Consider the following 20,198-nt stretch of genomic DNA (forward strand, 5'->3'; position numbering starts at 1 on the left):
ACGTTGACAGTGCGGGATGAAGTGCCCGGATGCGAGCGCGCGAGCATGCAAGAGGGCACGCAATCGGTGCCCGCCTAGTTCACGCTCTTATACCTTGACCCCGCGTGGTCTACGTTGACAGTGCGGGATGAAGTGCCCGGATGCGAGCGCGCGAGCATGCAAGAGGGCACGCAATCGGTGCCCGCCTAGTTCACGCTCTTATACCTTGACCCCGCGTGGTCTACGTTGACAGTGCGGGCACCGGTAGGAGCTCCGCCCCCCGAAGGGTTCGCGCACCATGATGCTGGTGCGCCCCGTTTCCAGGCAGCGTGCGCACGGCTTGCCAGCTTGCCCGTAGGCAAAGAGGGAGCGGTCAAAGTAGCCTGATTCTCCGTTGACGTTGACGTAGAGAGCGTCGAAGCTGGTGCCGCCTTGGGCGAGGGCATCCTGCATGACCCGAGTGGCGCCGGTGATGAGTTCGCGGGTCTGCGCGGGGCTGAGCGTTTTAGCGGGTTTGGCGTAGTGCAGGCGGGCGCGCCAGAGCGCCTCATCTGCATAAATGTTGCCCACTCCTGAAATAACGGACTGATCTAGCAGCAGTTTCTTAATGCCGGTGGAGGTCTTCAGCATTTTGCTGCGCACCTCAGCCAGGTCAAAGTGAGGGTCTAACGGGTCGCGGGCTATGTGAGCTACCGACGCCGGGATAAGCGGCAGATTCAGTGCACTTGAGGAGGCCGCCGGCACCGGCTCACCCTCGCGGTTGGTTGTTTCCGTTAGGGGGTCGAGGAACATGCCGCCGAAGATACGCTGGTCCACAAAACGCATGTCAAGGTCGCCGGCCTGCCCCGCTTCATCGGTGGCACCAGCCAGGTTGAGCACGATTTTCTGGTGTTTTTCGGCAACCATCGCGGGATCTTTAAGGAGCACCTGGCCGCTCATCCCCAGGTGTATGACCAGGGCAAACGGTTCCACCTGCCCCTTGGGCGCTGCTTCAGTGTCACGGGCGAGCAAGACCCAAAGGTACTTGCCCCGCCGACAGATATCAGCGATAACAGTGCCCTCAAGCTGTTGGATAAAATCAACGGGCCCGGCCAGGTGACGCCGCACCGAACGTCCGTCCACCACGGTGACCCGTTCAATGGTGGCACCCAGAGTGTGCCCGGCAAGACCGCGGCGCACCACTTCAACTTCAGGTAATTCAGGCATTGCTCTCCCATTCTTAAGGTCACCCCTATTGTGCCTCGGTAGGTGTTCCCGGGCAAAGAAAGAACGTGCCTGCTAGGCCCGAATGCGTCACCAAAGCGGTACATTCGAACGTATCAGGCACGTTCTTTCTGATGAAATTCTATGGCGGAGCCTGTGTTAGCTGCCGTGGATAGCGTAGTAGGCGGCCTCAGCTGCTAAGCGCTCAGCTTCCTTCTTGCTGGTCCCCTGCCCGGTTCCAAGTTCCTTGTCTGCCAGGAGCACCGTTGCGGTGTAGCGGCGGGCATGGTCAGGGCCGGTACCCTCAACACGGTAAACAGGCTCACCGATACCAGCGGCAGCGGCGTACTCCTGAATCTCGGTTTTCCAGTCACGGCCAACGTTCAGAGTTTTCTGATCGTCCAGCAACCGCCCCACGTGCTCCAGCACCAGCTGGTGAGCGCGTTCGGGACCGTAGCTCATGTAAACCGCGCCGAAGACAGCCTCCATGGTGTCCGCAAGAATTGAATCTTTATCGGCACCACCGGTCTTGGTTTCGCCCTTACCCAGAAGGATGCAGGGGCCAAGGCCCAGCGTGCGGGCTAAGGCCGCGAGGGTTCGGGTGGAGACCACCACGTGGTGGCGCTTCACCAGCTCACCTTCAGCCAGATCCGGGAACCTCTTATAGAGTTCGGAGGCGACCGCCAGTGAGAGCACCGAGTCACCTAGAAACTCAAGACGCTCGTTATTGGGCACGTTTCCGTTCTCAAAGGAGTAAGAACGGTGAGTCATTGCTAGACAAAACGCCTCGGCGTCGAGACCGACACCGAGGCGTTTCATAAACTCTTGTGATTGAGAGTTGTTCATCAGCGCTAAACTTACGCGTCAGCTACCTTGCGGCCCTTGTACTCGTAGAAGAGTTCGGTGCCTGCAGAGTCAGTGACCAGCTTTGCCTGGTGAGGCAGGGAGTAGGTTACGCGACCGTTTTCAACGGTCTTGACCAACTGAGGAGCGGACGCCTTCCACTGGGAACGACGTGCGCGGGTGTTAGCACGGGACATTTTCCGCTTGGGAACAGCCACAGCTATCTCTTTTCTCTTGAATTATCTTAAGTTTTATTTGTCGTCTGCATCGAGCAACGCAGAAAGCGAATTCCACCGCGGGTCTAGTACCTCGTGGTGATGCTCGGGGTCTTCCTCCAGGCGGATTCCACATTCGGAACACAAACCCTGGCAGGAGTCCCTGCAAACAGGCTGGAACGGCAATTGTAGAATTACGGCGTTCCGCAGTACCGGTTCGAGATCAATTTCATCGTTCTCTACGGCGTACTGCTCATCTACTTCATCTTCGGGGCCACCTGAAGGTGCCTTCTCAAAGACAAAAAGCTCTTGGACATCGGCTGTTATATCAAATTCAACCGGGTCTAGGCAGAGGCTGCATTCACCGTTCATGGTGACAAATGCAGTACCAGTTACCAAGATACCATCTGAAACGGATTCCAGGCGCACATTGAGGTCAATGTCGTCGCCCTCTTCCGCTCCAATTAGAGCGTTACCAAAGTCAATTGGCGCTGGCACAACTTCTTCAAGGGTTTCCATACTGCCCGGTCGTTTGCTGAGATCTCGCACGGAGATCTTCAGGGGCGATGAATCTTTTCGTGAAATGACGAACTCCCTCAAGAATGTTTTAAACCAAGAACCAATACTAGGTGGCTAGCGGCGACTATTCAAGCTTGCTTCGGTTTTAACGGTGTTCCCCCTGACACACTGCTTACCACCATGTCTGATGCAGGACGGGCGCCTTTCGGTATCCCCCCGAAAAACGTCCGGTTTATTTTTCTGCAAAAGCGCGATGCACTGCCCGCGGGACGAAGGCGCGCACGTCCCCGCCGTACCCTGCAACTTCTTTGACGATGGTGGAGGAAAGGTGGTTGTGTTTGGGGTCGCCGGCGAGGAAGACCGTTTCGACGCCTGAAACGTGCCGGTTCATGCTGGCCATGGGTGCTTCGTATTCGAAGTCCTGGGCGTTGCGCACTCCCTTGACCATGAGGATTGAGCCACGTGAGCGCACGAAGTCGGCCAGGAGCATATCCGTGGGTAGTGCTTCTACGGTGACATCGTCAAAGAGGGCGAAAGTTTCTTCTGCCATGGCGATGCGTTCCTCAAGGGTGAAGCGGTAGGTCTTTTTGGCGTTATGAGCGACCGCTACAATAACGCTGCCGTAGAGCTTTGCGGCGCGGGTGATGATTTCTACGTGACCGTTGTGGATGGGGTCAAATGATCCGGGGCAAACTACCAATTGCATGACTCCCAGCCTAGCAGTATGAGAGATGGCTGATCACTATGTGGCAGGGTGGGGACGCCGGAGCTCAGGTGTTGGGTACAGTGGAGTGAGTTTATTACCGAGTTTTGCGAGGTTCTTGTGGTTCAGCGAGCGTACGAACGGGTAGGTCAGGCAACTGGTCTAATGGGTGCTGATGGCTCTTGGCGGTCTACCATTTTTGAGGAAATCTCTGCTCTGGCCAACCAGCATGGAGCCCTTAATCTGGGGCAGGGGTTCCCCGATACCGACGGGCCGGCGGTCATGCTGGACGCCGCAGCTGAAGCTATGCGCGCAGGGGCCAACCAGTACGCCACGATTGCCGGGCTGCCTGTCTTGCGAGAGGCTATCGCCCAGCACCAGCAACGTTTTTACAATCTTGAGCTCAACCCCGATACCCAGGTGTTGGTGACGGCTGGCGCCTCGGAGGCGCTGGCGTCCTCCATTGCCGCACTGGTAGAACCGGGGGAAGAGGTCATCCTCTTCGAGCCCTACTACGACCTCTACCCTGCGGCAGTCGCTCTAACTGGAGCACGCGTCATAACGGTACCGTTGCTGCCTCCCACTTTTACACCGGACCTTGAAGCTCTTGAAGCTGCGTTCAGCGAGCGCACCCGCTTGATTGTGGTCAATGACCCGCATAACCCCACCGGAACAGTTTTTTCGCGGCCGGTTCTTGAGAAAATTGTGGGCCTGGCGCGGCAACATGACGCACTCATTTTGGCTGATCAGGTCTATGAGCATCTCTATTACCCCGGTGTGGATTTTACTCCCATCCAGGCTGTGCCCGGAGCCGCCGAGCGAACCCTGGCGGTATCGGCTATTTCTAAGACTCATTCCCTGACCGGTTGGCGGGTGGGTTGGGTCACCGGTCCGGCTCATCTGCTGGAAGCAATACGTCCGGTCAAGGGCTATTTCTCCCACAGTGCCGCGGCGCCGCTACAGGCGGCGGCGGCAACCGGTGTGGCGTTGGGTGACGATTTTTACCGAGACTTTAGAAAAAATTACACAGCCCAGCGCGATCTGCTGGTCGCTGGCTTGGCAGGTTCACCCTGGCAGATGATGGAGCCTTCTGGCACTTTCTTTGCTGTTGCCGATGCCTCTCAGGTCCTAGAAGCCAAGAGCTTTGCTGATGCGGAAGAGCTCTGCGCGGCCCTGCCCCAGTTGGCAGGTGTAGCACTCATTCCTCTGACCGCTTTTGTGACCGAAGGCTTCCGCCCGCGGGTTGCTTCCTACGTGCGCTTTGCCTTCTGCAAAAAGCCGGAGGTCTTACGTGAAGCGGTGAGTAGGCTAGTGGCCTTCACCGCTCACTAGTTGCGGGCGTCCTTGGCTCGCATCAGGTCAAGTGCAATCAGTGCACCCACCATGGCGAGGCGAACGGGCTGGGGAGCGGCGGGGTCGAAGGACGCCGAGTAGCGGCTACGCCCGCGCAGACCGGCCACTACCCCGCCCCACTGGCGGCTGACCCGGGCAGCAACCGTTTCACCGGAGCGAATGGTGAAGTCGTATTCGAGGATGCTACCTGCTAGTTCAAGGGTGAGACCGGGCATTTCGATGCTCAGACGCTTGCGCATCATGGAAAATTGTTTGCGAACGTTGGCCAGCAAGGAGCCATCGGGGTTGATGAGTTCGTAGCGGTCAAAGCCCATGTCGAAGGGGTCTTTGATGTGAAGTAGAAGGTTACCGCGTTCATCGAGCAGGTCGAAGGTTCGACTGCCTTTAAGCAGGCGTGCCCCAACCCCGCCGGTGGTGAGCACCTGACCGACCAGGTTGCCGGCGGCGTCCTCAATTCTGAAGTCGTTGCTCAGCATGCTGCTGGTCTGCTGAAAGACTAGGGTGTTACTGATCAAAATCTGGGGCGTGACATCATTGTTACTCATACCCTCAGCCTAGCAAGATGCTAGGTGGCAGACTCCACATAGTAGAGCACTGTTTCGCCGTATTTTTTGTCAGCAAACTTTTCGAGGGTACTGGGCCAAACGGGCTCGCCAGTGCGGGCAGCTCGTTCAACCACAATGACCGCCCCATCAGCCAGATGCTGGGCAAGAACGGCGAGAAGCTCAACCAGCTCCCCGTTATCAACTGAGTAGGGCGGGTCTACAAAGACAACGTCCCAAGGCTCTCCCCGGTAGGTGTTCAGGTAGCTGCGGGCTGTCATTTTGTGCACGCGGGAGCTACCGCCGCCAGCCTTTGCCACGGCTGCACTGTTCTTTTCAATAGCAGTGATGGCTTTGGGGTAATGATCCACGAAATCAGCGTGCACGGCTCCGCGAGAAAGGGCTTCGCATCCCAGTGCGCCCGAACCGCCAAAGAGGTCCAGTACTCGTACCCCCTGGGTAAGCCCGTAGCCCTGAAGTCGGGAGAAAAGGGCTTCTTTCACCCGGTCAGTGGTGGGGCGGGTGTTATCACCGGGCACGCTGGCCAGGCGCAGACCGCCGGCAAGACCTGAGACAATACGGCTCACAATGACTCCAAAGGTTAAGAGAAAGGGGGTGTCTCTAGCCTAGTCCAAAGCCGGGCAGCACCGCACGCTGGCAGAAGCATCGAGAAGATAGCGGCCAGGCGGAGGGGGTTTAGGCTCTGCCCAAGAATGCTTCGCGGTCCGCATCCAGCGCACGATCGATGGTGCGTGCCAAATCGGGGTGAGCCGCCAGGGTCGGGTCAGACTCAATCAGGGCGAAGGCGTCCTCCCTGGCGCGCTCAATCAGCTTGGCATCGGTCAGGGCACGCAGCAGTTTGAGAGTGGATTTCTTACCCGACTGGGCAGCCCCCAGGATGTCACCTTCACGCCGCTGTTCTAGGTCAATGCGGGAAAGCTCAAAGCCATCAGTCGTGCCGGCAACTGCGGTGAGACGCTCACGTGAGACCCCGTCCGCCGGTTGCTTGGTCACCAGCAGGCAGGTACCGGGTAGAGAACCTCGGCCAATACGCCCACGCAACTGGTGCAGCCCCGAGATGCCAAAGCGGTCGGCGTCTATAATAATCATGAGCGTGGCGTTGGGGACGTTAACGCCAACTTCAATCACGGTGGTTGAGACCAGCAGATCAAGCTGGCCAACGCTGAACTCGGTCATGACCCTGTTTTTCTCGGCTGTGTCCATCCGCCCGTGCAAGCCGGCGATGCGGGTGCCTGCCAGAGCAGGGGTATCTTCTAACTGTTCGAGTACAGATTCAACGGAGGCTAGGGCATCACGAGCGCTCTCTTGCGCCCCTGGACCAAAAAGGGTCTCCCCCGCTTCAAGGTCTTTGGCGGCATCGGTCCCCCCAATTTTGGGGACCACCACATAGACCTGATGGCCCGCGTCAATCTCTTCCCGAGCCCGTTGCCATAGACGCTCACCCCAGGAGGGTTTTTCGGCCAGTGGCACCACGTAGGTCGATATCTTCTGGCGACCAGCTGGGAGCTGATCCAGCACGGATATGTCGAGGTCACCAAAGACCGTCATGGCCACGGTGCGGGGAATGGGGGTTGCCGTCATCACCAGTCGGTGGGGCAGCTCACCGCCCGGGCCGCGCAGGGCATCGCGCTGTTCCACACCAAAACGGTGCTGCTCATCGACCACCACCAGACCCAGGTTAGCGAACTGCACAGCCTCAGCTAACAGGGCGTGAGTGCCAATAACAATATCGGCGGCACCCGAGGCGATAGCTAGAAGGGTCTCTCGCTTAGCCTTAGTTTTCAGAGATGCAGTCAGAAGTAGCACTCGCACCTTGCCGCTAGCTTTTGATGAGGAGGCCGGTGCGGGGGCTAATTTATCCTTCACAGTATCAATGGGGGACGTATCCAAGGGCGAGGTATCAAGAAGGTCGCCCAGAATCTCGCAGACCGATCGGTAGTGCTGCTCCGCCAGCACTTCTGTGGGTGCTAGCAGGGCAGATTGTGCAGAGCTATCTGCAACCTGCAGCATGGCACGCAGGGCAACCACGGTTTTGCCCGAGCCAACATCGCCCTGGAGCAGACGGTTCATGGGCACGGTTGATGCTAGGTCATCTTTAATTTCATCGCCAACCTTTTGCTGGCCATCGGTGAGTTGGTAGGGCAGCAAGTCCAGCAATCGCTCGGCGTGTCCACCGGGCACAAAGGGGCGGGCAAGGGTCTGGTGTGCTGCCCTGGCTGCCCGTATGCGGGCTAGGGCGCTTTGCAGCACAAAGGCTTCACGGTAGCGCAGGGAGTGCTGGGCCGCCCGCCAGGTTTCCTCGGTATCGGGGGTGTGGACGGCGCGGTAGGTCCACTGAAGGGAAGGTATTTTGCGGGCTCGACGCACGGTATAGGGCACCGGGTCTTCCAGCTCTTTGAGCGGCGCTGCGTCCAGCAGGGTTTCGATCGCGGTAGCAACTCGGTCAGTTTGAAATTTGGGGCTAGCCCGGTAAACAGGAATGGGTGCGCCAGCTTTAGCTCGGGCACGTTCGATGGCCTGCTCCCCCACCGGTTCAGGTGCGCTGCGGTCAGTGAGCACCGCATAGTGAGGGTTCGTCAAGGTCAGCTCGCCCCGGTAGGTGCCTACCTTGCCTGAGAACATCACCTGATCACCTTCATGAATCTCGCGGGCAGCCGTCCAGGCATTGAAGAAGGAGAGGGTCATGGTGCGCTGATTGCCCACCAGAGCGTAGCTATCGGTTGCATACCCCCCAAAAACGGCACCGGGGTTGTAGCTGGCAGATGCACCGTAAGTGTCTGCATAGCCGGTAGCGCCAGGTGCGTAGCCAGCTGAGCCGGTAATGCGGGGGTTGCTGTAGGGCCCGGTAGACGTTGCGGGTGCAGCAGCTCCACGGTAGGCGTTGGGATGAGGGACGCCCGGGTTGGCGCGCCCGGACTGGGCGGCAAAACTAGCGGAAAAGTCTTGGGCAGGCTCGGTTTCATCAGCGCCAAGGTGATCGGTGATGGTGATTTCGGTGATGGACCCGCGCCGGGAAGCCATGGTGCGGGTCGTCACCCTCAACACCTTAGCCACAATGGTCGCTTCCTGCCCTTCCATCAGAGAGCTGAAAGAGGTTAGCTCCCCGCGCGGCAGGTATTTTCGCGGATAGTATTCCAGTAACTGCCCCACGGTTTCAAGGCCCAGATGGGTCTTCAGAGATTTAGCTGTGGTTGGCCCCAGATAGGTGCTAAGCTTGGCGTTTTCTAAACGGTCTTCGGCAGCGTAACGGGCCAATGCCTGCTGCGCTTCCTCGGGCAGAGGCTCAGCCTTTTTAGTTCTGCGGCGGGCAGGTTTACTGCTGGTTTTACCCTTCGCTGAGCTCTTAGCCTTAGAACTGGACGCTTGCCCGGCTTTGGCGCTCGCAGGGACGCGGCTGGTGGTTTTGGTCGGTTTTTTGCTAGCCCACTCGCTTGAAACTTTCTGCCCCTGCGCCTTGACCGAGTTAGTTCTTGTGCCACTAACCGGCACATCAAAAAGGGCGTCACCACTCATGCCCGGTCTCCGGCATGTCGCTCCTGATGCTCGGCGGCGTCCAAGGCTGTCACCCGTACGTCCTGAGGCTTACCAGCCGCTTCTAAGACCCGCAGAGCATCCTTCTCTTCGGCTACGTGCACGTGAATAGCCCAGAGGGCCTCATTACCTGCGTGCACCTGAGCGATGGACACAGAATCCCCTACAGTATCCAGGGCACTGCGCAGGGCAGTGACCTCATAGACCGGCAGCTGCATGGTGCACATCACCTCCACTTGGGGCTGTGCCCCAGCGCCGGCGGCCCCTGAATCAACCAGTTTTTTGCCCTCAAAAGCTGGGGGAAGCACCAGAAGATCAGAGAAGTCAGCGGTGGTCTCTGTACCGGTTACCGCGGTGTGCAAGGTAGAAGTTATCAGTAGCATTCCGAGGGCACCGGAATCCACCCAACCGTGACGCGCGTGCTCGGCATGGGCGGTTTGACGCACAGCTACCTCAGCTGCAGCCACCAGACCCGATAGGTATCCCCCAAAATTTTCTGTAGGAGGCACGGCGGCAATAGCTGACATAACGGTGAGAACGGTTCCCTCAGCAGGCTGGCTGAGCGCGTTCTGGGCGCGCTGGGAACCTGCCAGCAGCGCTCGCTGTAGCTGGGCTCCATCCGGGCAATCAAGCCCCTCCAGTTCACCGGCCAAGCCCAGCAGCCACACTGAGACTAAAGTGCCGGAGTTTCCCCGTGCACCCCGCAGCGCAGCGCGTGCGGCGCTTGCGAAATCAGGTTCATCGGCCAGACCCGCGGTATCAGCTGCCCGCCCTAGGGTTGTAACAAGGTTAGTTCCTGTATCAGCGTCAGCCACGGGAAAAACGTTGATGCGGTTAAGTAAGTTTCGGTGTTCAACCAGCTGGGTGCGAGCGCGCACAAGCCAGGGCAGCCACCAGTTAGCGGGCAGTTGCTTCAAAGTGATCCCACCCCTTCGCACGGTAAGTTTTTCCATCAACGGTCACGGCGCCTCCAGGTTCGGTGACTTTACCGATTTTGGTGAAGCCGGCAGGAATAGCGTCTGCCGGGCAAGTAGCCAAGAGTCCGTGGTCTTCTCCACCGGTTAGCACCCAGTGTAGGGCAAGGTCACTGGCATTCTCGCCGGGTGCCGCACATATCTTTGCTGCCTCTTGCACTTTGGTGGCCCAAAGCGAGAGAGCAGCAGCGTCAATGTCAATGTTAACGCAGGATGCTCGGGCTAATCTCCCAGCATCTCGCAGCAAGCCATCTGAAACGTCAAGCATGGCAGTGAGCTGGTGGGCAGCGGTGGAACCGATGGTTAGCGGTGAGCGGGGTCTTTGCTGCGCTTCAACGCAGGCAGACAGCTCCGGAGTGAGCTGGTAGCTAGAAGAGTTCTCTAACAGGGCTAGGCCAGCGGCGGCAGTACCCACCGCTCCGGCCAGGACGAGGGCGTCCCCGGTTTGAGCCCCGCTACGAAGGACCGGGGTGAGGCAGGTTCCTACAGCCGTAACCGTCACCGAAATCTCGCTTCCGGCTCCTAAATCTCCACCAGAAATACTGCACCTCTCAGCCCCCTGAGCGGTGCAAGATTCGGTGACTCCGCGGGCGAAATCCTCTACCCAGTGGACCGGGGTATCTGGGGTCAGCGTCAGAGAGATGAGCAGAGTTTGCGGAACAGCCCCCATGGCAGCAACATCTGCCAGGTTTTGAGTCGCAGCTTTCCAACCCACCTCGTACCCGCTGGTTACCATGCCGTTGGGCCAGGTGCGTCGGAAATCTTGGTTTTCTGTTTGGGTATCGGTGGTCAACACTGTCAGCGCGTCGCGCAGATCAAGCACAGCACAATCGTCACTGGGGCCGAGTACGAGACGGTCAGCCTCGGTGTTGTGACTTTTAATGATGGGTAAGAAGGCCTCTAGCAGCTGGTCCTCATTGACGTCTCGTGCTCTTTGCATGATGGGGTGGCTGCCCTTACCTATCGTTTGTCGGTTCGACTCTGGCGCATAAAGTTGCCCACGATGAGCAGAAGCCCACATGCTGCAATTCCGGTGAAAACCACGAGCGGGCCAGAACCGCTCACGATAGCTATACCTCGTTCAAAAACGTTTCCACTGGGCATAGCGCTAACGCCGCCTTCACGCGCTTCTGCTCCCACCACACCGGCAGCGGTGCTGGAGTCTGAGCGGGGTAAAGGGCCTTTATTGGAATTAAGAAAGCCTTCAACCCACCCTGAGGTGCCATCATAGTTTTGCCGCTCAACGTACTGGGGGTTGGCTAACCCAAGCACAGAAGCAGGGAGCCTGCCAGAAGCCACTGCCGCAGCTTCGCGAGAATCTACGGGAGCAAGCGGCGGGGTGAGAACGCCGGTTATACGGTCGCTGTTGAAGGTAGAGCCAAGCGTCCAGGGGGAAAGAGCAGCCGCTGCTCCTTTAGCTTCTTCAGTACTTTGCTGTGGAGCTGGCTGCTGAGGTGCAGGTGGCAGAGGCTGAGCCTCGCCACTTGGCTGAGGCGGTGCAGGGACTGGTGCCACCTCTTCAGTCGGTTGCGCACTGGGCTGGGGCGGCGCCGTTACCGTACTGGGAGCCTCGGTGGGTTCGGGTTCTGGTGTTGGCTCAGAGGTTGGTGCAGGAGTTGGCTGAGTGGGCGGGACGCTCTCATTGGGGGGCGATGTTGGGTCGGGAGAGGGCGTGGGTTGCTGCGGTGAGGGGGTGCCGGGGGCAAACTCAGCTGGGGCGCTGGGTGAAGGTGTGGGAGTCGGTGAAGCGGTTGCGGTAGCGGTCGGCGGCGTAGTTGCCTCGTGCGCAGGTACTGTTTCAGTTGCCGCTGCAACGGGTAGCACCATGACACCAAGTGCTCCGGCAACGGTTAGTGCACTGCGTATACGCATCCGCTCATCTCCTTCCACAGGGTTACAGTTTCCTCAATCTTTTGTACTAGCCTACCGAATGTTACCCATAGTTGAAATGTTGGGTTCAACATGCTCGGTATGAAGGCACCATATAGACAGGCAGTCAGGCGTTAGAATGGACGGGTGAACACGCTCAACAAGACCACCTTTCTCACTGCAGTCTGCTCTCTATCTTTAGCCCTTTCGGGGTGTGGCCCACGAGCTGTTAACCTGCAGCCAGCCGAGGACGCAGCTAACCCAGTATGTGCCTACGCTATGGTCGCTATGCCAGAAAAGCTCGGTGGTTTTGACCAGCGTGAGACCACTGCCCAGGCTACTACTGCCTGGGGGGAGCCTACCGTGGCCGTCCTTAAATGCGGCGTTAATTTACCGACCGCGCCGGTTGCAGACCCCTGCGCTTCGGTCAACGGTATTGACTGGATTATCAAACCAGCCGATGAACAGATTGCTGAAAGAGGTGAGCAAAGCGCCACCGGCACCTGGGTGGCTGAAACATTCGGTCGCATACCCGCCGTCCAAATCACCTTCGATGCTGACCAGGTATCCTCATCAACTCTGCTAGCAGAAATAGCTTCGGCGGTTGGCCAGATCCCTCAACAGCAAGAATGTACCAATATTGATGACACTCTCTCTGACGTAGAGACTGCTGACTCAACTGCATAAGCAGCAATAAGCACAAAAGTAAAACCCCGCGTTTTCACTCATGAGTCATAACGCGGGGTTTTGTCTTAGCGTAGGCCGAGCGGGCGTTCAAGAGCCAGGGTGATGAGTTCGTCAATCAGTTGAGCGTAGCTGACCCCGGTGTTCTCCCACATCGTCTTATACATGGAAATGGGGGTGAAGCCTGGCATGGTGTTAACTTCGTTAATCACCAGCTCCCCGTCTTCTGTGTAGAAGAAGTCGGCGCGGCATAAGCCCTCCCCGTCTATTGCCAGGAAAGCTTCAACGGCCAGCTCTCGTAGCTGCTGGGCGACGTCGGTAGGAAGGTCTGCGGGGCAGCGAGTTTCTGCGCTGGTCTTAGAGACGTACTTAGACTCGAAATCATAGAAGCTGTGTTCCTGATCCACCATCACGATTTCACCGGGATGTGAAGCCAGCGGGTTAGCCAATCGGCGGCCATCGAGCACAGCGCACTCAATTTCTCGCCCCAGGATTCCCGCTTCGATGACAAGTTTGGGGTCATACTTGTGTGCTTCTTCAATGGCGGCATCGAGCTGCTCAGCAGAATCCACCTTGGTAATGCCAAAGGAGGACCCCGCGCGTGCGGGTTTCACGAAGACTGGGTAGCCTAGTGCCTGAATACGCTCACGAGCTTGTTCAGGGTTCTGTACCCACTGGCGGTGGGTGACCACTTCATAGGGCCCAACCGCCAGGCCGGCGGCTTCAAAAGCAACCTTCATGAAGTGCTTATCCATGCCAATGGCTGAGGACGCCACACCGCAGCCCACGTAGCGCAGGTCAGCCATTTCTAGCAGACCCTGAACGGTTCCGTCCTCACCAAAGGGGCCGTGCAGCAGCGGGAAGACCACGTCAATGGCAGGGCCCATTTCAACGTGGGTTTCGTCCTTGGGGTCAATAAGTCGCAGACGGTTGTCTCCCCCGCCCAGGGGCAGGAAGACCTGCTTGCCCTCAGCAGGGAAATCTGCCAGAGCGTTCTCTTCCAGCAGGTGGTTCAGAAAATCTTCATCGGTCAAAAACCAACGTCCATCGCGGGTAATACCAATGGTGACGACGTTGTACTTCTCATGATCGATAGCTCCAAGCACACCGCGGGCGGTAATCAAAGAAATCGAGTGCTCCGATGAGCGGCCACCACACAGGAGTGCGACGGTGGGCTTCTGGCTCGAAAGAGTCATGGCATCCTTACGATAGGTGGTCTGAGACGATCGGTAGATTGAACTGGCCTTGTTCGGCGACCGCTAGCTAGTGTGATCGCTCTCTGATTTGAGCGCTCTACCCAGCAGCGCCGGTGCCAGCTGCTCAACTGATATTGTACGGTTCAAAACTGCTACCACTGCTTCAGTGATAGGCATTTCGACCTTCACTTTTCGCGCGAGTTCTGCCACAACCGGCGCTGATTTGATGGATTCAGCGGTTTGGCTCATGACGGTGTGCAGCTGGTCTGGCTCTATACCTTCTGCAAGGAGGCGGCCAGCGGTGTGGTTGCGTGAGAGCGGGGATGAGCAGGTAGCGATGAGGTCGCCCATCCCAGCTAGTCCGCTCATGGTTTCCAGCTTGCCGCCCAGTGCCAGGGCGAGGCGGGTTGTTTCTGCTAGTCCACGCGTCATCACCGAAGCTTTAGAGTTGTCCCCATACTGCTTTCCTTCGCACATTCCTACGCAGAGCGCGATAACGTTCTTAACCAACCCGCCGATTTCAACACCAACAATATCGGTGTTGGTGTAGGGGCGGAAGTAGTCTGCTGCGCAGACTGAAGCTACCTTCTGCGCTGTTTCCAGGGTGGTAGCTGCCACCACAGATGTGGTGGGCTGCTCAACGATAATTTCTTTGGCAAGGTTGGGCCCAGAGAGCACGGTGACTCGGTCAGCGACAGCAGAGATAGTTTCGGCGGGAGCGCCGGTGGCTACCAGGTGGCTCTGCAGAACTTCAATGATCACTTCACTCATGCGCAGACCGCTACCCATCTCGAGGCCCTTGGCGAGTGAAACCAGAACAGCGTCCGGCTCGAGCAGGGGTGCAAAAACTTCAAGCTGCGCTCGTAGCGCCTGAGCTGGGATCGCTAGAACAACGATGTGCGCACCATTCAGGACTTCTTCCACATCTGAGGTGAAATCCAGATTATCCGGTAGCTTTACCCCGGGAAAGTAGGGCTCGTTGACGCGAGTGCTGGCCATCTGCGCCATTGCTTCGGGCTTACGCCCCCAAAGCACCACCTGACGGTTACTTCCCGCCGCGGTAGCTGCGTCCGCCACTACTTTGGCGAAGGCAGTGCCCCAGCTACCGGCACCAAGAACAGCTACTTTTGATGGAAGAGAAGTGCTCATACTTGCCTTTTTGCTCCTGGGGGTTCTAGTTGTTCTCGGGTGCTTGGCGCACACCTAGCACGGCGTTCCAGCGCCCGGCTGGCGCCTTTTCACCGCGAATGGTTTCGAGCAAGTCAGTGACACGATCCAGCATTCTGGTGGTAGCGTCCGCCAGTTGCTGGCGGTTCTGCTTAGCTCCCGGCTCAGCGTCTGCTTGAAGGTCGCTCAAATCAACGGGGTCGCCCACCACAATCTGCACCTTCTTGCGGGGTAACCCAAAGCGAGGCTTTCCACCACGCGGCCAAAATTCATGGTCGCCCCAGTGGGCGATGGGAATGACGGGGGCACCGGTTGCTAAAGCAAGGCGTGCTGCACCGGTTTTACCGGTCATCGGCCACTGCGCTGGATCCTTGGTAAGTGTGCCCTCGGGGAAGATGAGCACCGCCCCTCCGGCATCCAGGACGTTGCGCGCAACGTCCAGGGACTTACCGGCCTGCGCGGAGCCACGGCTGACGGGGATGTGAGCGCACTGGCGCATGAGCCACCCCAGAACCGGCACGCGAAAGAGCCCCTCTTTGGCAAGAAACCGGGGTAAAACGCCCCTGATGAAGAGGGGGTAGGCTGCAGTGATCGGGTCAACCACGGTTAGGTGGTTGGAGACCACGATGTAGCCGCCCTCTTTCGGCAGATTCTCGATGCCGGTGATATCAATCTTCATGGGCAGGTGATAGAGCGGTCTGAGCAGGTTCCCTGCCAACCGGTACACCGCATCACCCTTAGCTGTAGGACTGATATCACCCAGTGAGGAGCTCTTGGCAGCCATCTTAAGCGGTGACCTCGAAGTTGGCGCCCAGGGCGGTGAGCTTATCAGCAAAGTGCTCGTAGCCGCGGGCAATGACCGAAACGCCGGTGACGTTTGAGGTGCCTTCAGCTGTGAGAGCTGCAATCACGTGGGAGAAACCGCCGCGCAGGTCAGGCACATTGATGTCAGCGCCACGCAGAGGGGTTTTACCGGTGATGATCGCTGAGTGCAGGAAGTTCTTGTGGCCAAAGCGGCAGGTTGCGGGACCAAGGCAGTCTCGGTGCAGCTGCACTGAGGCGCCCATGCGCACCAGGGCGTCGGTAAAGCCGAAACGGTTTTCGTAAACGGTCTCGTGAAGTACTGAAACGCCCATTGCCTGAGTCATAGCAACTACCAGGGGCTGCTGCCAGTCGGTCATGAAACCGGGGTGCACGTTGGTTTCTACGAAGAGGGGGTTGAGGTGCCCGCCCTTGTGGAAGAAGCGAATGCCCTCGTCCTGAATATCCAGGCCGCCACCAAGCTTGCGGTAGACGTTAATGAAGGTCGAGAGATCCTTCTGGTTGGCCCCGCGCACGAAGATGTCGCCCTGGGTTGCAAGCGCAGCGGAGGCCCAGGAGGCTGACTCATTACGGTCAGGCATTGCAAAGTGGTTGTAGCCGGTGAGCTCGTCCACGCCCTCAATGATGATTTGGCGGTCGGTTTCAACGGTGATGATGGCGCCCATCTTCTGCAAGATAGAGATGAGATCCATGATTTCGGGCTCAATGGCCGCGCCCTTGAGCTCGGTTTTACCCTTGGCGCGGGTAGCAGCCAGCAAAACCTGCTCGGTGGCGCCTACCGAGGGGTATTCCAACTCAATAGCTGCGCCCTGAAGCCCGCCCGCGGGAGCTCGCATGCTAATGCCGGTGGGCAGCTTCTCTACCTTGGCGCCGAACTGCTCTAGAACGCGCAGGTGGTAGTTAATGGGGCGGTCGCCAATTTTGCAGCCGCCCAAATCAGGGATAAATGCTTCACCAATGGTGTGCAGCAGCGGGCCGCACAGAAGGATGGGAATACGGGAATCACCGGCGTGAACTTCGATGTCGGTGTGGTTAGCTACGGATACCTTGCTGGGATCCATACGTAGCTCGCCGGCTTCCATGTTGTAATCCACGGATACACCGTGCAGTTCAACAAGGTCAGTGACGACCTGAACGTCCTTAATCTGAGGGACGTTGCGGAGCGCTGAGGGGGTTGAGCCAAGCAAAGCAGCAACCATTGCCTTGGGGACCAAGTTCTTAGCACCGCGGACGTTAATCTCGCCCTTAAGAGGGGTGCCACCTTCAATACGCAGTGCGCTGACCATGTGTATCCAATCTGAAAAAGTTTCTTACCCGGTAAGTTTACCCGTTAAGTGATGTTCTCATGTGCAGCTGAGATGTATTGCCGGTAATAAGCACTCCTACAGGTACAAATTCGGCCCCCAGCACACTTAGTCCAGGCGTCGGCAGATGCCATGGTTACCTCTCAGCTAAGAGCAAAAGGACGCCGGCAGGTGAGTCGCCGGCGTCCTTGTGGGCTCTTCGTAGAACTGGTTTAACTACTGGGTGCGGGGCAACCAGGCTGGGCGGGAAGCTTCGAATTCAGTGATAGCTTTTTCGTGCTGAAGGGTCAGCCCGATATCGTCAAGCCCTTCCATGAGGCGCCAGCGCACATAGTCATCGATTTCAAAGGGTACGGTGAGTGCACCCACGGTCACAGTCTGGGATTCAAGGTCCACGGTGACTTCGGTGCCCGGTTCTGCCTCGAGTTGCTTCCAGATCAGTTCGATGTTGCCCTGGTCTACCTGGGCAGCAACCAGGCCCTGCTTGCCTGAGTTACCGCGGAAGATGTCAGCGAAACGGGCTGAGATAACCACGCGGAAACCGTAGTCCTTGAGAGCCCAGACCGCGTGTTCGCGGGAGGACCCGGTGCCAAAGTCAGGGCCAGCCACCAGCACGCTACCGTGCTGGTAGGGCTCCTGGTTGAGAATGAAGTTTTCATCCTTACGCCAGCCTGCAAACAGGGCGTCATCAAAGCCGGTCTTAGTAACGCGCTTGAGGTAAACGGCGGGGATAATTTGGTCGGTATCGACGTTGGAGGCACGCAGGGGCACGCCAATGCCGGTGTGCTTCTTAATGGGTTCCATGAAAAATCCGTTCCACCCGGGCTTACCGGGTTCATTCAAAGAGGGCCTACAGGTCTGCCGGTGATGAGAGAGTGCCGCGGATGGCGGTAGCGGCGGCGACCAGAGGAGACACCAGATGGGTGCGCCCGCCCTTACCCTGGCGTCCTTCAAAGTTGCGGTTGGAGGTTGAGGCGCAACGCTCCCCCGGTGCCAGCTGATCAGGGTTCATACCCAGGCACATAGAGCAGCCTGCAAAACGCCAGTCGGCGCCGAAGTCCTTGAAGATTTGGTCCAGGCCTTCTTTTTCAGCCTGGGCTCGCACCTTCTGGGAGCCGGGTACAACCATCATGCGCACGCCCTCAGCCAGCTTCTGGCCCTTAACAATCTCGGCGGCAGCGCGCAGGTCCTCAATGCGGGAGTTGGTGCAGGAGCCCAGGAAGACTACATCGACGGGGATGTCCTTCATCGGTGTACCAGCGGTTAGGCCCATGTAGTCCAGGGCACGGCTAGCAGCCTTCTGTTCGTTCTCATCGCCGAAGTCCTCGGGGAAAGGAACAGACTGGGAGAGGGGGACGCCCTGGCCGGGGTTGGTACCCCAGGTGACGAAGGGCTCCAGCTCATCAGCGTTGATAAAGACTTCACGATCAAAAGTGGCGCCCGCATCGGTGGGCAGGGTCTTCCAGTAGTCCACCGCAGCTTCCCAGTTCTCACCGGTGGGTGCGTGGGGGCGGCCCTTGACGTATTCGAAGGTCGTTTCATCGGGGGCCACCATGCCGGCGCGGGCACCTGCCTCGATGGACATGTTACAAATGGTCATACGCCCCTCCATAGAGAGACCGCGAATAGCAGAACCACGGTATTCCAGCACGTAGCCCTGGCCACCACCGGTGCCAATTTCGGCGATTACTGCCAGGATGATGTCCTTGGCCGTAACACCGGGCTTCAGCGTTCCCTCAACATTAATCGCCATGGTTTTAAAGGGTGCCAGGGGCAGCGTCTGAGTAGCCATGACGTGTTCGACCTCTGAGGTGCCGATGCCAAAGGCGAGCGCCCCAAAAGCGCCGTGGGTCGAGGTATGGGAGTCACCACAGACCACGGTCATACCGGGCATGGTGAGACCCAGCTGGGGGCCAACCACGTGCACGATACCCTGCTCAGCATCACCCAGAGAGTGAATACGCACTCCAAACTCTTCAGCGTTCTTGCGAAGGGTCTCAATCTGGGTGCGCGAGGTGATATCGGCAATCGTAGAGAAAATATTCTCGGTGGGGGTGTTGTGATCCTCAGTTGCGATGGTGAGGTCAAGACGACGCAGAGGGCGTCCTTCCAGGCGTAGACCCTCAAAAGCCTGTGGTGAGGTAACTTCGTGCACCAGGTGCAAATCGATGTAGAGAAGATCGGGCTTGCCGTCCTTGCCGGGCACTACGGTGTGCGCGTCCCATACCTTCTCCGCCAGGGTGCGGGGCTTAATACCCGTTACACCATCCATGAGTCCTCCATTAACAAAACAAGTAGTGTCATACACCAGTGTGACGCTGTTTTTTATAACTTTCCAATAACTGAACTTGCATATCAGAATATGAGAAGTCATGATAGATAGACGGACACAATCCTAGCCACACGGTTTCACACCCAGAAACACACACTGACCGCGATAAGAGACCGCACCGCCCGTGCGTCTCCACCAGGTGAAAGACTGACCACATGCAGGAAAACCGCAGCTCCGGCGTCGGCGTCCTCGACAAAGCCGCCCACATTCTCGATTGCCTTGAAGCTGGCCCCGCCTCGCTCTCCCAACTGGTTGAAGCAACCGGCCTCGCCCGCCCCACCGCCCACCGACTGGCCGTGGCTCTGACCCACCACCGTCTAGTAGCCCGAGACATTCAGGGCAGGTTCATACTGGGCCCACGCCTGGGCGAACTATCATCTGCCGCGGGCGAAGACCGCCTCATCGCAGCGTCCGGGCCCGTGCTCAACAATCTGCGCAATGCCACCGGGGAGTCCTCCCAGGTTTTCCGCCGACAGGGCGACTGGCGCGTTTGTGTTGCCTCAGCAGAACGCCCCATTGGCCTGCGTGACACCATCCCCGTGGGCACCCAGCTTTCCATGAAGGCTGGGTCTGCAGCTCAAATTCTCACTGCCTGGGAAGAGCAAGCGCGTCTCGTTGAGAGCCTGCACAACGCCCGCTTCTCTGCCACCATGCTAGCTGCGGTGCGACGCCGTGGCTGGGCGCAGTCAGTTGGCGAGCGCGAGCGCGGCACCGCCTCGGTGTCAGCCCCTGTGCGCTCCCCCGCTGGCAAGGTTATTGCAGCTATCTCAATCTCAGGGCCTATCGAGCGCCTCACCCGCCAGCCCGGCAGGCTACACGCAGAAGTGGTCTGTGAGGCTGCCGCAGCCCTCACTGAGGCACTGCGTAGCTAATTTGCAGCCAGGACCCCTGCTGTAGATCAGAAAAGGTGGCCCTTGACTCGGACTAGAATTTGTCCGATT

The 20,198-nt window shown here is 58.3% G+C and carries 20 protein-coding genes; 3 read left to right on the forward strand and 17 right to left on the reverse strand.

Annotation, left to right across the window (positions count from 1 at the left end; all coding sequences use genetic code 11):
* Nucleotides 1-198: 198 nt before the first annotated feature.
* The 5 genes from mutM to coaD form a co-directional block, all read right to left on the reverse strand.
* Nucleotides 199-1,185 (reverse strand): bifunctional DNA-formamidopyrimidine glycosylase/DNA-(apurinic or apyrimidinic site) lyase, encoded by a 987-nt coding sequence (gene mutM, locus L6990_RS09865; RefSeq protein ID WP_237203958.1) that lies wholly within the window; start codon nucleotides 1,183-1,185, stop codon nucleotides 199-201.
* A 156-nt stretch (nucleotides 1,186-1,341) separates the two neighbouring features.
* On the reverse strand, nucleotides 1,342-2,001 hold the full coding sequence (gene rnc, locus L6990_RS09870; RefSeq protein WP_237203959.1) for a ribonuclease III: 660 nt from the start codon (nucleotides 1,999-2,001) through the stop codon (nucleotides 1,342-1,344).
* A gap of 38 nt (nucleotides 2,002-2,039) precedes the next feature.
* Nucleotides 2,040-2,243: a 50S ribosomal protein L32 gene (gene rpmF, locus L6990_RS09875; protein WP_237203960.1), complete on the reverse strand. Its 204-nt coding sequence runs from the start codon at nucleotides 2,241-2,243 to the stop codon at nucleotides 2,040-2,042.
* Nucleotides 2,244-2,276: 33 nt separating this feature from the next.
* Nucleotides 2,277-2,759, reverse strand: coding sequence for a YceD family protein (locus L6990_RS09880; RefSeq protein ID WP_237203961.1), 483 nt, complete (start codon nucleotides 2,757-2,759; stop codon nucleotides 2,277-2,279).
* Between the two features lie 232 nt (nucleotides 2,760-2,991).
* Nucleotides 2,992-3,465 (reverse strand): pantetheine-phosphate adenylyltransferase, encoded by a 474-nt coding sequence (gene coaD, locus L6990_RS09885; protein WP_237203962.1) that lies wholly within the window; start codon nucleotides 3,463-3,465, stop codon nucleotides 2,992-2,994.
* Between the two features lie 162 nt (nucleotides 3,466-3,627).
* Between coaD and L6990_RS09890 the strand changes: the two genes are divergently transcribed.
* The gene (locus L6990_RS09890; RefSeq protein ID WP_237203963.1) at nucleotides 3,628-4,794 is read left to right on the forward strand and encodes an aminotransferase class I/II-fold pyridoxal phosphate-dependent enzyme; all 1,167 of its coding nucleotides are present in this window, start codon (nucleotides 3,628-3,630) and stop codon (nucleotides 4,792-4,794) included.
* On the opposite strand, the gene L6990_RS09895 is transcribed toward L6990_RS09890, so the two are convergent.
* The 6 genes from L6990_RS09895 to L6990_RS09920 form a co-directional block, all read right to left on the reverse strand.
* Nucleotides 4,791-5,360, reverse strand: coding sequence for an LURP-one-related/scramblase family protein (locus L6990_RS09895; RefSeq protein ID WP_237203964.1), 570 nt, complete (start codon nucleotides 5,358-5,360; stop codon nucleotides 4,791-4,793). The two genes, L6990_RS09890 and L6990_RS09895, sit on opposite strands and share 4 nt — an antisense overlap.
* Nucleotides 5,361-5,380: 20 nt before the next feature.
* On the reverse strand, nucleotides 5,381-5,944 hold the full coding sequence (rsmD, locus tag L6990_RS09900; protein ID WP_237203965.1) for a 16S rRNA (guanine(966)-N(2))-methyltransferase RsmD: 564 nt from the start codon (nucleotides 5,942-5,944) through the stop codon (nucleotides 5,381-5,383).
* 109 nt (nucleotides 5,945-6,053) lie between these two features.
* On the reverse strand, nucleotides 6,054-8,891 hold the full coding sequence (locus L6990_RS09905) for an ATP-dependent DNA helicase RecG (protein ID WP_237203966.1): 2,838 nt from the start codon (nucleotides 8,889-8,891) through the stop codon (nucleotides 6,054-6,056).
* Nucleotides 8,888-9,826, reverse strand: a complete 939-nt coding sequence (locus L6990_RS09910; protein ID WP_237203967.1) for a DAK2 domain-containing protein — start codon at nucleotides 9,824-9,826, stop codon at nucleotides 8,888-8,890. Before L6990_RS09910 ends, L6990_RS09905 begins: the two co-directional genes overlap by 4 nt.
* Nucleotides 9,807-10,823, reverse strand: a complete 1,017-nt coding sequence (gene thiL / locus L6990_RS09915; protein ID WP_237203968.1) for a thiamine-phosphate kinase — start codon at nucleotides 10,821-10,823, stop codon at nucleotides 9,807-9,809. Before thiL ends, L6990_RS09910 begins: the two co-directional genes overlap by 20 nt.
* Before the next feature lie 20 nt (nucleotides 10,824-10,843).
* Entirely contained in the window at nucleotides 10,844-11,755 is a 912-nt protein-coding gene (locus L6990_RS09920) for a hypothetical protein (RefSeq protein ID WP_237203969.1), read from the reverse strand.
* A gap of 144 nt (nucleotides 11,756-11,899) precedes the next feature.
* Here L6990_RS09920 and L6990_RS09925 point away from each other — a divergent pair, with 144 nt between their 5' ends.
* Nucleotides 11,900-12,439, forward strand: coding sequence for a DUF3515 domain-containing protein (locus L6990_RS09925; protein ID WP_237203970.1), 540 nt, complete (start codon nucleotides 11,900-11,902; stop codon nucleotides 12,437-12,439).
* A 65-nt stretch (nucleotides 12,440-12,504) separates the two neighbouring features.
* On the opposite strand, the gene L6990_RS09930 is transcribed toward L6990_RS09925, so the two are convergent.
* The 6 genes from L6990_RS09930 to leuC form a co-directional block, all read right to left on the reverse strand.
* Complete coding sequence (locus L6990_RS09930; RefSeq protein WP_237203971.1) at nucleotides 12,505-13,632, reverse strand: D-alanine--D-alanine ligase family protein; 1,128 nt, start codon at nucleotides 13,630-13,632, stop codon at nucleotides 12,505-12,507.
* Nucleotides 13,633-13,695: 63 nt separating this feature from the next.
* A complete protein-coding gene (locus L6990_RS09935) occupies nucleotides 13,696-14,781 on the reverse strand; it encodes an NAD(P)H-dependent glycerol-3-phosphate dehydrogenase (RefSeq protein ID WP_237203972.1) in 1,086 nt (361 codons plus the stop codon).
* A 25-nt stretch (nucleotides 14,782-14,806) separates the two neighbouring features.
* Complete coding sequence (locus L6990_RS09940; RefSeq protein WP_237203973.1) at nucleotides 14,807-15,583, reverse strand: lysophospholipid acyltransferase family protein; 777 nt, start codon at nucleotides 15,581-15,583, stop codon at nucleotides 14,807-14,809.
* A 1-nt stretch (nucleotide 15,584) separates the two neighbouring features.
* On the reverse strand, nucleotides 15,585-16,907 hold the full coding sequence (murA, locus tag L6990_RS09945) for a UDP-N-acetylglucosamine 1-carboxyvinyltransferase (protein ID WP_237203974.1): 1,323 nt from the start codon (nucleotides 16,905-16,907) through the stop codon (nucleotides 15,585-15,587).
* Between the two features lie 234 nt (nucleotides 16,908-17,141).
* Nucleotides 17,142-17,729 (reverse strand): 3-isopropylmalate dehydratase small subunit, encoded by a 588-nt coding sequence (leuD, locus tag L6990_RS09950; protein ID WP_237203975.1) that lies wholly within the window; start codon nucleotides 17,727-17,729, stop codon nucleotides 17,142-17,144.
* A gap of 46 nt (nucleotides 17,730-17,775) precedes the next feature.
* Nucleotides 17,776-19,197 (reverse strand): 3-isopropylmalate dehydratase large subunit, encoded by a 1,422-nt coding sequence (leuC, locus tag L6990_RS09955; RefSeq protein ID WP_237203976.1) that lies wholly within the window; start codon nucleotides 19,195-19,197, stop codon nucleotides 17,776-17,778.
* A 215-nt stretch (nucleotides 19,198-19,412) separates the two neighbouring features.
* Here leuC and L6990_RS09960 point away from each other — a divergent pair, with 215 nt between their 5' ends.
* A complete protein-coding gene (locus tag L6990_RS09960) occupies nucleotides 19,413-20,129 on the forward strand; it encodes an IclR family transcriptional regulator (RefSeq protein ID WP_237203977.1) in 717 nt (238 codons plus the stop codon).
* The last annotated feature ends 69 nt before the right edge of the window (nucleotides 20,130-20,198 follow it).

This window comes from Rothia endophytica (assembly GCF_928381505.1).
GTDB lineage: Bacteria > Actinomycetota > Actinomycetes > Actinomycetales > Micrococcaceae > Rothia > Rothia endophytica_A.

Bases quoted from the DNA above. Each gene is read 5' to 3' on its own strand.
- mutM (WP_237203958.1), bottom strand. From the start codon at position 1,185: ATGCCTGAATTACCTGAAGTTGAAGTGGTGCGCCGCGGTCTTGCCGGG.
- rnc (WP_237203959.1), bottom strand. From the start codon at position 2,001: ATGAAACGCCTCGGTGTCGGTCTCGACGCCGAGGCGTTTTGTCTAGCA.
- L6990_RS09880 (WP_237203961.1), bottom strand. From the start codon at position 2,759: ATGGAAACCCTTGAAGAAGTTGTGCCAGCGCCAATTGACTTTGGTAAC.
- coaD (WP_237203962.1), bottom strand. From the start codon at position 3,465: ATGCAATTGGTAGTTTGCCCCGGATCATTTGACCCCATCCACAACGGT.
- L6990_RS09890 (WP_237203963.1), top strand. From the start codon at position 3,628: ATGGGTGCTGATGGCTCTTGGCGGTCTACCATTTTTGAGGAAATCTCT.
- L6990_RS09895 (WP_237203964.1), bottom strand. From the start codon at position 5,360: ATGAGTAACAATGATGTCACGCCCCAGATTTTGATCAGTAACACCCTA.
- L6990_RS09905 (WP_237203966.1), bottom strand. From the start codon at position 8,891: ATGAGTGGTGACGCCCTTTTTGATGTGCCGGTTAGTGGCACAAGAACT.
- thiL (WP_237203968.1), bottom strand. From the start codon at position 10,823: ATGCAAAGAGCACGAGACGTCAATGAGGACCAGCTGCTAGAGGCCTTC.
- L6990_RS09920 (WP_237203969.1), bottom strand. From the start codon at position 11,755: ATGCGTATACGCAGTGCACTAACCGTTGCCGGAGCACTTGGTGTCATG.
- L6990_RS09930 (WP_237203971.1), bottom strand. From the start codon at position 13,632: ATGACTCTTTCGAGCCAGAAGCCCACCGTCGCACTCCTGTGTGGTGGC.
- L6990_RS09935 (WP_237203972.1), bottom strand. From the start codon at position 14,781: ATGAGCACTTCTCTTCCATCAAAAGTAGCTGTTCTTGGTGCCGGTAGC.
- L6990_RS09940 (WP_237203973.1), bottom strand. From the start codon at position 15,583: ATGGCTGCCAAGAGCTCCTCACTGGGTGATATCAGTCCTACAGCTAAG.
- murA (WP_237203974.1), bottom strand. From the start codon at position 16,907: ATGGTCAGCGCACTGCGTATTGAAGGTGGCACCCCTCTTAAGGGCGAG.
- leuD (WP_237203975.1), bottom strand. From the start codon at position 17,729: ATGGAACCCATTAAGAAGCACACCGGCATTGGCGTGCCCCTGCGTGCC.
- leuC (WP_237203976.1), bottom strand. From the start codon at position 19,197: ATGGATGGTGTAACGGGTATTAAGCCCCGCACCCTGGCGGAGAAGGTA.
- L6990_RS09960 (WP_237203977.1), top strand. From the start codon at position 19,413: ATGCAGGAAAACCGCAGCTCCGGCGTCGGCGTCCTCGACAAAGCCGCC.